This window comes from Microcystis sp. M53602_WE12, assembly GCF_030065455.1.
In the GTDB taxonomy this organism is placed as follows: domain Bacteria; phylum Cyanobacteriota; class Cyanobacteriia; order Cyanobacteriales; family Microcystaceae; genus Microcystis; species Microcystis aeruginosa.
In genome coordinates this window covers 23,827-35,270 of the sequence record NZ_JASJFB010000164.1, presented here as the reverse complement: position 1 = coordinate 35,270, position 11,444 = coordinate 23,827, and the positions used below count along the sequence as shown (strand labels likewise).

Genomic DNA, 11,444 nt, shown 5'->3' with positions numbered 1-11,444 from the left:
GCCAAGCTTTTCTGGTCGGAACCCCCTAAGCCGAGTTTTCAAGGTGCTGCGCCGTCCACTTGGTTTTCGAGACTGGCCTTTTAATTCTAACGTAAAGCCAACCTAGAACGGCGGGGTTTCAGACCCAAAATTTCCGATGATTGATTGTTATCAGCTTTGCAAAACAGGATTTAGGATCAAAAATAACCTAGAAGCACTGTCCCAATAGAAAACCGGTTCTTCGTTACTTGGTATGGTTCGATAGGGGGACATAAATCGACTAAATCCTTATCTGGTAAGAGACTTAATTGATTAGTTCGCTCTAGATCAAAAACAATTGACAAAAATCGCTAAATGCCTTTCTATATAAGGGTTCCATCCCTTATAACCCCCGTCCATTGCATAACACAAACCGAAGAGCCAGAAAACCTAAGCCACCTAACGGTGAAGTTAGGTGTACTTTCACAACTGATATCTTTAAGAACGCTTTTCTGGGTTCTAATATGGACCTAGGAATCTCTCTCCATTGAAGTGAATCATGTGATCGGGCTGATCAGCTACCCAAACTTCTGTTTCCCAGGAAATTTCAGCAAGATAACGAGTCATTTCCCTACGACTGGGAAAAGCAGTAACAAAGACAAGACCCTTACAGCTTAATTGAAAAAGTTGCTTTAGTTCATTGTGGCGTTTCAAATTCACTGGACCATGACTCGTCACCGCTTCTATAAGGACAAGCCAATCTTGGTATCTATGATAGATAACAAGATCAGGCATTTTCCCGTGAGGATCTAATTCAATCCCCATTTCTCGGAATTTTTGTGTTTCGTTGATTATAAATTTATCACCAGCATCGCCAATATATAGAACTACGCCCCCTGGCGTAAATCTTGGACAAAAGCTTTCTAAGATGTCTTTAATTAAAATATTTTGCCCACCTGATGAAAGCTGAATCGCCCGACCATCGGGTAAGGTTATAGGAATCATGGGCAGATTTCGATTCCTGGCTTGCAACCAATTAGTCACTGAAACCGCATAATTTCTACGAGCTTCTTCCCACTGCTCAGAGCCATAAACTTGAAGCAGTGATAACGCTTGCCGATCAAGTTGGTAGCACCACCTAGGGCTATTAATTGGTCGGTCTGGTTTGTCTGGATTCTGAACCACCAGTCCCATCTGCACAAATTGATGCATTGTCTGTTTTCGAACAGTTTCGCGTGTGTTTGGTGCATATTGTTTTCCGTAATGATCACGGAACCAATCCATCATTTCTGTAATTCCGCGTTTTGGTGCAGTAGCTTGGCTCCAGGGTTTATCAGGTTGAATATCTGCTAACGCAAGTAAGCATAGTGCAGACCTTTCATTCTGTTGCGCTCTAGGAGCAGAGATAGCCTTGAGAATTGTCAGTGCTTCTTCGATTCGTTTGTTTGCTTGAACTGCGGCACTTGCTTCATCCATAATTGATAGAACTTCATGTACAACTTGATCGATTTCTTCTTGGTTTAAGTCATTGTCCCCAACTTGAACTCCTATTTGGATTAAGTCATTTTTACATGGATACTTAACCCTACGAAGGTCGGTAGCATTGACTTGTGTATTTCCACTAAATTGACGAAAGTAGCTATCAAATAAAGTTGAATTAAGAAATGCGGCTAACCCTTTAGCTACATCAGGAGGCATTCCTCTGCCTTTAGCATGATAATAATTAAGATGATTTTCGACACCTAGAGATTTTGAACCAATAGGAGAACACACAGCAGCAACAACACGACGCTTTTCTTCTTTGGATGAAAAACGTTTTGTCAAAACATACCAGCCAGGCTCAATTAACCATTTTTCTGTTTCGTTATTTTTTTCTACCGCAATGGGCTTGCGGGGATTATCAGGAGGAAACACTACTTTCCTTACTTTTACAGATTCTGGATAAAGTAGGGGAACAGTTCTATCACTCAAATGGTTTCTTAAAGACGATTTCAGGCGAAAATCAACAACTGGACCAGTGGAAACTTCTAAGCCTATCTCATCCAATGTACAGGGCATTTTATTCATTTGAACTCTCAAGGAATTCTTGAGAGAATTTGTAACAATATGAATAAACTGTTCAGAATCATTCGGCTCAATCACTTCGTCATAGGGGGTATATCTAGATTCTGAAATCTCGTCTAATGCCATCTCAGAATTACTGGTTATTTTTACAGTGCTAGGTTTTTGTTTAGATCTTAGGGCGTGAAAAATAATATTTTCCTGTAATACCTCATCTTCTGAGAAGGTTGCTGATCTACTCTCAAATATATGGATTTTATCTAGTTTCATATATTCTAGGAAGGCTTTTCGGAAAGGGCGAAAATACTTGCCATTGCAAAAACTTCTCGGCGTAATCGCAACCACTTCGCCATCGTCTATAAGTTGTACGATGGCAAGCCAAACAAATGCGCTGTAGAGATTTACAGTATCAATCCCAATACTTGCAAGAACTTTCTTTTCTGCTGATTGGCTGTGAATCTTCTTATAAGGTGGATTCAGAATCGCATGAGTAAAGCCTGGAACTACCTTCTTAAAGAGTGGCAAGTTCATTTCACTACTAGCTTTGATGAAATTCTCCCCCCGCAAGCAATAATCTGCTTGAATTCCTTTTCCGTTCAAAGCGGCACAGCATTCTGTGAGGGTTTGATTTAGCGAGGGGAAGAAGACTGGTTCGACTTCATATGCTGTAATGCTGCAACTACTAACCTGATCGGGGTTTGCCAGTAACCGCTCTACTACAGCAGCAGTTAAAGTTCCAATTCCAGCCCCAGCATCTAGAAGGTGAATATGACCAGACAGGTTGTTGAATTGTCCTGCCATGAAACGCGCAACAGTTGCGGGGGTCAAGAACTGACCCAACTGACTACGCTGTTTCAAGTTCAATCTTGAAGAGTAGTAGACTCTGGCTATATCAGCAGAATCAGTAAGGAACGTTGCCATCTGGTCATCTAGTAGCAGTTATGAATCAATACCACAGAACTCCTTCCCGGTACACCTAACTATCAATTATACCGCTCCCTGCGGTCCCACACCCTCCTCTATCCCACTTCCATCAGTTAAACACCCCCTCAATTTGGGCATAATTACCGCATTTCCACAGCCAAAAGTCTATTGGTCTGTCAATCTTGAAATTGTGGATAGGGGAATGCTGCCAAATTATTCGCTCCCAATCCCTCAAAATCACCTTAACAGACCCATAGAATCGCCCTTAATTTTTGTGGATTACCAGTCCCTAACTATATTCCTCCCCGACACTGAGGTTAAAGAGCATTTGCAGGGATTGTAAACAGCGCTTACGCGCTTCGATATCCTGTTGGGCGCGCAGTTGTACCATGGGTTCGTGAAGGATTTTATTAACGATACCGCGGGTCATTGCTTCGATAACTTCTTGGTGTTTTTCGGCGAATTCCGTCCCCAAACGGGAGAGGGCCTTTTCTAATTCCTGTTCGCGAATATCTTCAATTTTGCTTCTTAAACAGCTAATTGTCGGTACAGTGTCCAAAGAACGCCACCAAAGCTCGAAAGCTTCCACTTCCTGCTCTAGGAGTGCCTCTGCTTCCCTGGCCATCTGACGGCGACTTTCCTGATTGGCGGCAACCACCGCTTTGAGATCATCGACGTTAAAAGCTTGCACTTGTGCCAATTCCTTCACGTCGGTATGGACGTTGCGGGGAACAGAAATATCGATTAACATCAGCGAGTTAGCAGAAATCGTCACTTCTGTCAATAAAGTTTTAGTTAAAATTGGTTCCGTGGCTCCGGTACTGGTAAAGACGATATCCGATGCCGCTACGGTAGTCATCATCTCTTCTAAGCCATATAGTTGCAGCGGTAGGTGAGGAAATTCACGGGCCAACTCCTGGGCCCGTCTTTGGGAGCGATTGACGATCGCAATTTGCTGAGAACCCTTAGCCAGAAGGTGAGTAACTAATAATCGGGACATTTTCCCTGCCCCGATAATAGCGATTTTCTTGCTGCTGAGGTCTGCCACCTTAGCATGGGCTAACTCCACCGCCGCCGAACTGATCGATACGGCTCCCGTGCCGATGCTGGTTTCCGTGCGGACGCGTTTACCGGCAGTCATCGCTTGTTTAAACAGGCGATCGAGTAATTGACTAATAGTATTGTACTTTTGAGCTAATTTATGGGTATTTTTAACTTGAGCGAGAATTTGCCCTTCACCGAGGACAAGACTTTCTAAACCGGCCGACACCCGCAGCAGATGACGGACAGCATCCTGATGCAGCAGGGTAAACAGGTAACGACGCAGGACATTAAGGGGAATATGCCCGATTTCAGCGAGAAACTGGGTAATTTCCACCACGCCCTTTTCCGTATCCGTAACCACGGCGTAGATCTCCAAACGGTTACAGGTGCTGATAATCGCCACCTCTTGGATGTGGGGATAACCCTTGAGGTGGGTAAGGGCGGACTCGATTTTCGCTTCCGGGATACTCAATTTTTCGCGAATTTCCACAGGGGCTGTCTTGTGACTCAAGCCCACTACAGCAATATTCATTTATGTTCTCCTACAAATGTTGCTCAGGCTACAAAAATTATTGATAAAGATCAGTGCGTTATGTCTCTAATTGTTGCAATTTAGTCCCAATCGGGATGCAAATAAAAGATGTTTGAAAAAAAACTTTATATATTTTTACCAATGGGGGCGAGGTGAGCCATGCCCACCCCACCGGGTCAGGGAATTATCTCAGTTGAATGTATTTGGGTCGGTCGAACAGGTGAACGGTATCAACAAAGCGAGCGGTTTTCGATTGGGTGGAGATAACCAAGCTTTGGGTACGAGCGCCACCATGGAAGAAGCGTACCCCTTCCATCAGGGTGCCGGGGGTGATCCCACAGGCGGCAAAGAGGACGGTTTCGCCACTGGCTAATTCTTCGCAACCGTAAACGCGATCGGGATTAGTGATGCCCATTTCTTGCAGACGAGCGAGATTACCCTCGCGGCTTTCGCCGATTAAACCGGTTTTGACCACTTCGGGATCATAGATTAATTGTCCCTGGAAGTGACCGCCTAGACAACGCATAGCCGCCGCCGAGATTACCCCTTCCGGAGCGGCACCGATACCCATGAGAGCATGAATATTAGTTCCCGAAAAAGCGCAGGAAATAGCGGCCGATACGTCACCATCGCTGATCAGACGAACTCTGGCCCCAGCGTTGCGGATTTCTTGGATTAATTCCTTGTGACGGGGACGATCCATAACTACTACCACCAGTTCTTCGATCGAACGATTGAGACAATCGGAAAGGACTTTCAGGTTTTCCGTCGCCGATTTATTAATATCCACATGACCTTTAGCTGCTGGGGGAGCGGCTAATTTTTTCATATAAAAGTCAGGAGCGGCGAATAACCCACCTTTTTCGGAGATAGCTAACACGGCCATAGAACCATTTTGACCGTAGGCGACCAAGTTAGTGCCTTCGCAGGGATCGACGGCGATATCGATTTCGACTAATTCGTCGGGATTACAATATTGTTTGGCATCAACTTGGGTACAGATACCCACTTCTTCGCCAATATAAAGCATAGGAGCCTCGTCTCTTTCCCCTTCTCCAATAACGATGCGACCGCGCATATGGATTTTATTCATCCGTTCGCGCATCGCTTCCACAGCGACGTGATCAGCGATATTTTTTTCGCCTTTACCCATCCACTTGGAGGAAGCAATGGCAGCCTGTTCGACTACTTCGATAATTTCTAACCCTAGCGTACTTTCCACTCGATGATCCTCCCTACAGCTGATCTATGATTTATCTAGTGAGTTTGTTTCCTTAACAGTCAAAAGTCTATCACCAGACGGGGATCATTCTTAAGTTTTTATGTAGATCATCTGGAGGAGACCGGTATAGCTAGGGAGTTTTTGCCGGCACTGTCGCCTCCATCTCGGTTATGGAGACCTGGATCGCTGATTTCGGCGTTAAACGACGGATAAATTCCAGGGGTAAACCGTCTGTGTCGGCAATAAAGGTGACTTCATAGACGTGATCGCCGATCATCTGTTGTTGGGGTGGCAAAAGAATTTTTAAAGGTTGATATAAACCGGCATCCTCTTGATGAGCTTGCTGAAAGTTATTTGTTAATTTTTCTAACCATTCTGGTAAATTGCTGACATTTTCTGTTAGGTCAAAAGACAAGTGATAATAACCGACATAATGCTGATCGCTAAAGGCATCGGGGGCGGGTTTCGGTTGAGGAATTTGGATTAATTCGATGCGTCCGTTTAACCCCGTTAGCCAACAGGCCAAAGTATAACCCGTGGTGAATCTTTCCTCTAGGGTAAAACCGAGAAGTTGGTAAAAAGCGATCGCCCGATGGATATTAGCGGTGCGGATAGAAGCATGGTGCATTTTCAGGAGAAAGAATTATGAAGTGGGGAAGTGGGGAAGTGGGGAAGTGGGGAAGTGGGGAAGTGGGGAAGCGGGGAAGTGGGGAAGTGGGGAAGTGGGGAAGCGGGGAAGCGGGGAGAGTAAATAAAAATAATCTCCTGCCTCCTGTCTCCTGTCTCCTGTCTCCTGTCTTCTGTCTCCTGACTCCCGATGGCTATTGATTAATCAAAAAGACGAAAATAGGGATAACGTTTGGGAACCCCCGGTTCTTTTTCCAGATCAAAATTAATTACATCCCAACAGGGTTCATCGGGGGCATTGGGGCTAAATTCTACTGGTAAACCGTAGAGACGGGGAATAGTGGCTTCACCCGGTTCATTACCGCGCCAAGTAGTGTTACGTTCTAGGTAGGAACTAACTAAATCGCGATAACGGTTGGCAATAATCACTTTAGTCGCTTTAAATCCTTGGGTATAGAGGCGATCAAGTGCTTCGTGAATCTCAAAACGAATACCATCGGGGTGAGTGTGTTGACGATACCACTCACCATTCCAGAGTCGCCAATGCCGTCCTGACTGCAAGTGAACCAACTCACCCGTTTTGGGATCGGCTTCAAAAGCTCCATGACGCGGACACAAATAGGTATCCGTCAAAGTAAGGGCGGGGATTAGCTGCCGACAGTGAGGACAATGGATATCGGGGCCAAAAACAGGGTATTGTAAACTTGCATTGATCATGGAAGAACCTAAACTAAAAATTGTTATCTTTGTACCAATAAGCCTATCCATATTATACCCAACCAAATTGGACGGGTATTCTCTTCCGACTTTAGTGCAGATCCTTCCATGTCTTTAGATAACTTAAGATCAACTTCTAATTTCTGGCCCCTTGTCGATGTCAGTCAAGCGGCTTTTATTGCCCCTAATGCCACGGTAATGGGCGATATTTCCCTAGCTGTGGGGGTGAGTGTTTGGTATGGGGCGGTATTGCGTGCCGACGTGGAACGCATCGAAATTGGGGCCTATACTAATATCCAAGATGGGGCGATCCTACACGGAGATCCGGGCAAAATTACTATCCTTGAAGATTACGTTACCATCGGGCATCGGGCGGTAATTCACGCAGCCCATATTGAACGCGGTTGTTTAATCGGCATTGGGGCAGTGATTCTCGATGGTGTGCGCGTCGGGGCGGGTAGTATTGTCGGGGCGGGTAGTATTGTGACAAAAGATATACCACCGCGATCTTTAGTGGTGGGTATTCCCGCTAAACGCGTCCGGGAAGTGTCGCCACAGGAGGCTCAAGAGTTGATCGAACACGCCGAGCGCTATGCTAAACTTGCCCTCGTTCATGGGGGAAAAGGTACTGATACTGGATTCCCAAAAGGGGCGGTTTAGGGTATAAATATAAAATGAGAATCAAGTAACAATCTTTTAAGCACTGACCGAGGAGAAGGAAATCTATGGACTGGAGAGTGTTGATCGTTTTAACCCCTTTGCTTATTGCTGGTGGCTGGGCTTTCTTCAATATCGGCGCTGCCGCTATTAGACAAGCTCAACAGTTTCTCAGCAAACAAAGTTAATAAAAGTTTATAGTTCTTAGTAAAACCGATCGCCTAGGCGGTCGGTTTTTAATTTTTCCTGATGGGGCGATCGCTGATTGGGGTGATGGGGTGTGGGGAAGTGGGGTGTAGGGTGTAGGGTGTGGGGTGTAGGGTGTAGGGTGTAGGGTGTGGGGTGTGGGGTGTGGGGTGTGGGGTGTAGGGTGTGGGGTGATGGGTGTAGGGTGTAGGGTGTGGGGTGTAGGGTGTAGGGTGTAGGGTGATGGGTGTAGGGTGTAGGGTGATGGGTGTAGGGTGTAAGATGATGGGGAAATGGGGGAATTATGAATTATGAATTATGAATGATAACTGATAACTGATAACTGATAACTGAATTGTCATCTCGACTAGGAAACTAATTTTACACTAATACCTAACCATGAAATCTAATTGTCAAAATCTCATTCAAGAGCTTTCCCATCTAGAAATTATCACCGATCCGGGGCAAGTGGCGAAACTTTCCTTAGATTATTATCATTTTAGTCCCATTTTAGAGGCACAACTGCAAGATAAACGGGCTGATTTAGTCATTCGTCCCCACAATAGCCAAGAAGTTATTGACATCGCTAAAACCTGCGTTAAATACCAAATTCCTTTAACAGTTAGAGGTGCGGGTACAGGTAATTATGGTCAATGTGTTCCCTTGCAGGGCGGAGTAATTTTAGACACAACGAAACTAACAAAAATTATCTCGATCGAACCGGGTACAGCCCGGGTAGAAGCGGGGGTAAAAATGGCATTTTTTGATAAACAAGCTCGCGCAATCGGTTGGGAATTAAGAATGGCTCCCTCTACCTATCGGACGGCGACAATTGGCGGTTTTATCGGGGGTGGCAGTGTGGGCATGGGTTCAATTAATTATGGACAATTGAAGGATAGAGGCAATCTGCAAGCAGTGCAATTAGTCACCCTAGAAGCGGAACCAAAAATTATCGAACTACGGGGGGATGAGGTAGAAAAAGTCAATCATGCCTACGGAACCAATGGCATTATTACCGAGTTAGAAATAGCCCTCGCTCCCTGTTATCCTTGGGCAGAATTTATCGTTACTTTTGCCGATTTTATCACCGCCGCTAAATTCGGTCAAGCTCTCAGTGATAGTGATGGCATTGTCAAGAAAATGGTTAGTGTTCACTCTTGGCCAATTCCCGCTTATTTTACTGCTCTTAAGGATTATTTACCCACAGGAAAAGCGGCAGTTTTGTTAATAGTATCGGACAGCGATCGAGTTGCATTAGAGTCTTTAATTCAAGAATATAATGGTGAACTTACTTACTATAAAACGCCAGAAGAAACCCAAAAAGGCAACAGTATCTTAGAATTTACTTGGAATCATACCACTCTCCATGCGCGTAGTTGTAACCCCAAGATAACTTATCTACAAGCTTTTTATTTTAATCTAGCCACGGTAGAGAAACTCCATAATTATTTTGGGGAGGAAATAATGATGCACCTAGAATTTTTGAAATTTCAAGGTAAAGTTATTCCCGCCGGTCTTCCCTTGCTAGAATTTACCACAGAAACTCGATTAAATGAGATTATTGCTATCTATGAACAACAGGGGGCAGCCATTGCCAATCCTCACACTTATATCATGGAAGATGGCGGCAGCAGACAGATTAATCCGCTACAACTAGAATTTAAACAACTCGTCGATCCCTACGGATTGAACAATCCGGGTAAAATGCGAGCATGGGTTGAAGCAAGGGGTTAGGGGTTCAATTCAAGCTAAATTAAACAAGATAAGTAGGTAGGCGTTAAAAATTATCAGATGCCCCCCTTATTAAGGGGGGATTAAGGGGGGATCGGCACCCCCCTTATCAAGGGGGGCAGGGGGGATCGGCACCCCCCTTATCAAGGGGGGCAGGGGGGATCGAACCTAAAACACTAACCGCTAAAAAGGGAGTGGGGAAAACAAAACTCCCCGCTGCCCCCTGCCTATTCCCGGACTTGCCCCGATCCGATACAATTAAACGGTTGTCTTGGAAGAATTAATAGTGATCGAGCGTTATACTCTCCCTGCGATGGGGAATTTGTGGACGGATAGATATAAATATCAAACATGGCTAGAGGTAGAGATAGCCGTCTGTGAAGCGCAGGCAGAATTAGGCTATATTCCCGGGGATGCAGTAGAAGAAATTAAGGCAAAAGCTAATTTTGATCCTGATCGCATTTTAGAAATAGAAGCAGAAGTGCGCCACGATGTCATCGCCTTTTTAACAAATGTTAACGAATATGTGGGCGAGCCGGGGCGTTATATTCATTTAGGTTTAACCAGTTCTGATGTACTAGATACCGCCCTGTCCTTACAATTAGTCGCCAGTTTAAACCTGATTTTAGAACAATTAGAAGATTTTATCCAAGCCCTGCGTTATCGCGCCCAAGAACACCGTTATACAGTCATGGTGGGACGTTCCCACGGCATTCACGCCGAACCGATCACCTTTGGCTTTAAACTAGCGGGATGGTTAGCGGAAGTGCTACGGGGACGCGATCGTTTAATTCGCTTGCGCCAAGACATCGCCATCGGTAAAATATCCGGTGCAGTGGGAACCTATGCCAATATTGACCCGAAAATTGAGGCGTTAACCTGTCAGAAGTTAGGATTAGAACCGGATACCGCTGCCACTCAAGTGATATCGCGCGATCGACACGCCGATTATGTGCAACAATTAGCCTTATTAGCGGCTTCGATCGAACGTTTTGCCGTGGAGATTCGCAACCTGCAAAGAACCGATGTCCTAGAAGTGGAAGAATACTTTTCCAAAGGACAAAAAGGCTCCTCCGCTATGCCCCATAAACGTAATCCCATCCGCTCAGAACGCTTAACGGGAATGGCGAGAATTATCCGTAGTCATAGCGTTTCCGCCTTAGAAAATATCGCCCTCTGGCACGAAAGAGATATTTCCCATAGTTCCGTAGAACGGGTGATGCTGCCGGATGTTTGCATTTTGACCCACTTTATGCTCAAGGAAATCACCGATTTAGTCAAAAATCTGCTGGTGTATCCCGAAAACATGAAGCGAAATATGAATGTTTACGGTGGCGTGATTTTCAGTCAAAGAGTTCTTTTAACTTTAGTGAGTAAGGGAATTAGCCGGGAATCTGCCTATAAAATCGTCCAAGAAAACGCCCATCGCGCTTGGAACACCGATAACGGCAATTTTAAAGCTTTTATCAGCCAAGATGAGCGAGTTACTGGCATTTTATCCCCCGACGAGATCGAAAGTTGCTTTGATCCCCAGCAGCACTTAAATCACCTTAATAGCATCTACCAAAGGTTAGATATTTAAGGAGCTTTCAGTGATCAGCTAACCACTAGCTTGTTGCTTTAGAAAGGTAATGACAGCGTTTTGGATTGTCGGTTGGCGATCGATCTTTTCTCAGAAAGCGATCGCTATTCGTTTCTCGATCAAGGTCGCGTTTGAAGATAAAACTAAAGAATCGGCGCAAGCGAGTACGAATCGGGTAAAATAAGGGTCTGTATTCGGAGTGT

Annotated in this window: 12 protein-coding genes; 6 read left to right on the top strand and 6 right to left on the bottom strand. The window is 45.0% G+C overall.

Annotated elements, in window-relative coordinates; all coding sequences use genetic code 11:
- Window positions 1-176 precede the first annotated feature (176 nt).
- From PX482_RS06490 to PX482_RS06470, 5 genes are all read right to left on the bottom strand, one after another.
- The gene (locus PX482_RS06490) at window positions 177-323 is read right to left on the bottom strand and encodes a hypothetical protein (protein ID WP_288026152.1); all 147 of its coding nucleotides are present in this window, start codon (window positions 321-323) and stop codon (window positions 177-179) included.
- Between the two features lie 154 nt (window positions 324-477).
- Window positions 478-2,877, bottom strand: coding sequence for a BsuBI/PstI family type II restriction endonuclease (locus PX482_RS06485; protein ID WP_223212968.1), 2,400 nt, complete (start codon window positions 2,875-2,877; stop codon window positions 478-480).
- Between the two features lie 355 nt (window positions 2,878-3,232).
- On the bottom strand, window positions 3,233-4,519 hold the full coding sequence (locus PX482_RS06480; protein ID WP_002798508.1) for a glutamyl-tRNA reductase: 1,287 nt from the start codon (window positions 4,517-4,519) through the stop codon (window positions 3,233-3,235).
- Window positions 4,520-4,703: 184 nt separating this feature from the next.
- Window positions 4,704-5,741 carry a class II fructose-bisphosphatase gene (gene glpX, locus PX482_RS06475; protein ID WP_272076437.1) on the bottom strand — a complete coding sequence of 346 codons (1,038 nt, stop codon included), beginning with the start codon at window positions 5,739-5,741 and terminating at the stop codon, window positions 4,704-4,706.
- Between the two features lie 130 nt (window positions 5,742-5,871).
- Window positions 5,872-6,369, bottom strand: coding sequence for a VOC family protein (locus PX482_RS06470; protein ID WP_043998929.1), 498 nt, complete (start codon window positions 6,367-6,369; stop codon window positions 5,872-5,874).
- A 17-nt stretch (window positions 6,370-6,386) separates the two neighbouring features.
- Between PX482_RS06470 and PX482_RS06465 the strand changes: the two genes are divergently transcribed.
- Window positions 6,387-6,569, top strand: a complete 183-nt coding sequence (locus tag PX482_RS06465; RefSeq protein WP_288093778.1) for a hypothetical protein — start codon at window positions 6,387-6,389, stop codon at window positions 6,567-6,569.
- Here the strand turns inward: PX482_RS06465 and PX482_RS06460 are convergent, their stop codons facing one another.
- Window positions 6,570-7,085, bottom strand: a complete 516-nt coding sequence (locus tag PX482_RS06460) for a TIGR02652 family protein (protein WP_043998928.1) — start codon at window positions 7,083-7,085, stop codon at window positions 6,570-6,572.
- A gap of 108 nt (window positions 7,086-7,193) precedes the next feature.
- Here PX482_RS06460 and PX482_RS06455 point away from each other — a divergent pair, with 108 nt between their 5' ends.
- The 5 genes from PX482_RS06455 (at window position 7,194) to PX482_RS06435 (ending at window position 11,425) form a co-directional block, all read left to right on the top strand.
- The gene (locus PX482_RS06455) at window positions 7,194-7,745 is read left to right on the top strand and encodes a gamma carbonic anhydrase family protein (RefSeq protein WP_002786047.1); all 552 of its coding nucleotides are present in this window, start codon (window positions 7,194-7,196) and stop codon (window positions 7,743-7,745) included.
- 65 nt (window positions 7,746-7,810) lie between these two features.
- The gene (locus PX482_RS06450) at window positions 7,811-7,930 is read left to right on the top strand and encodes a photosystem II protein Y (RefSeq protein ID WP_002737284.1); all 120 of its coding nucleotides are present in this window, start codon (window positions 7,811-7,813) and stop codon (window positions 7,928-7,930) included.
- 397 nt (window positions 7,931-8,327) lie between these two features.
- A complete protein-coding gene (locus PX482_RS06445) occupies window positions 8,328-9,662 on the top strand; it encodes an FAD-binding oxidoreductase (protein ID WP_288122212.1) in 1,335 nt (444 codons plus the stop codon).
- Between the two features lie 283 nt (window positions 9,663-9,945).
- Window positions 9,946-11,241 (top strand): adenylosuccinate lyase, encoded by a 1,296-nt coding sequence (purB, locus tag PX482_RS06440; RefSeq protein ID WP_002757956.1) that lies wholly within the window; start codon window positions 9,946-9,948, stop codon window positions 11,239-11,241.
- 49 nt (window positions 11,242-11,290) lie between these two features.
- Window positions 11,291-11,425, top strand: coding sequence for a hypothetical protein (locus PX482_RS06435; RefSeq protein WP_256378293.1), 135 nt, complete (start codon window positions 11,291-11,293; stop codon window positions 11,423-11,425).
- Window positions 11,426-11,444: the final 19 nt, after the last annotated feature.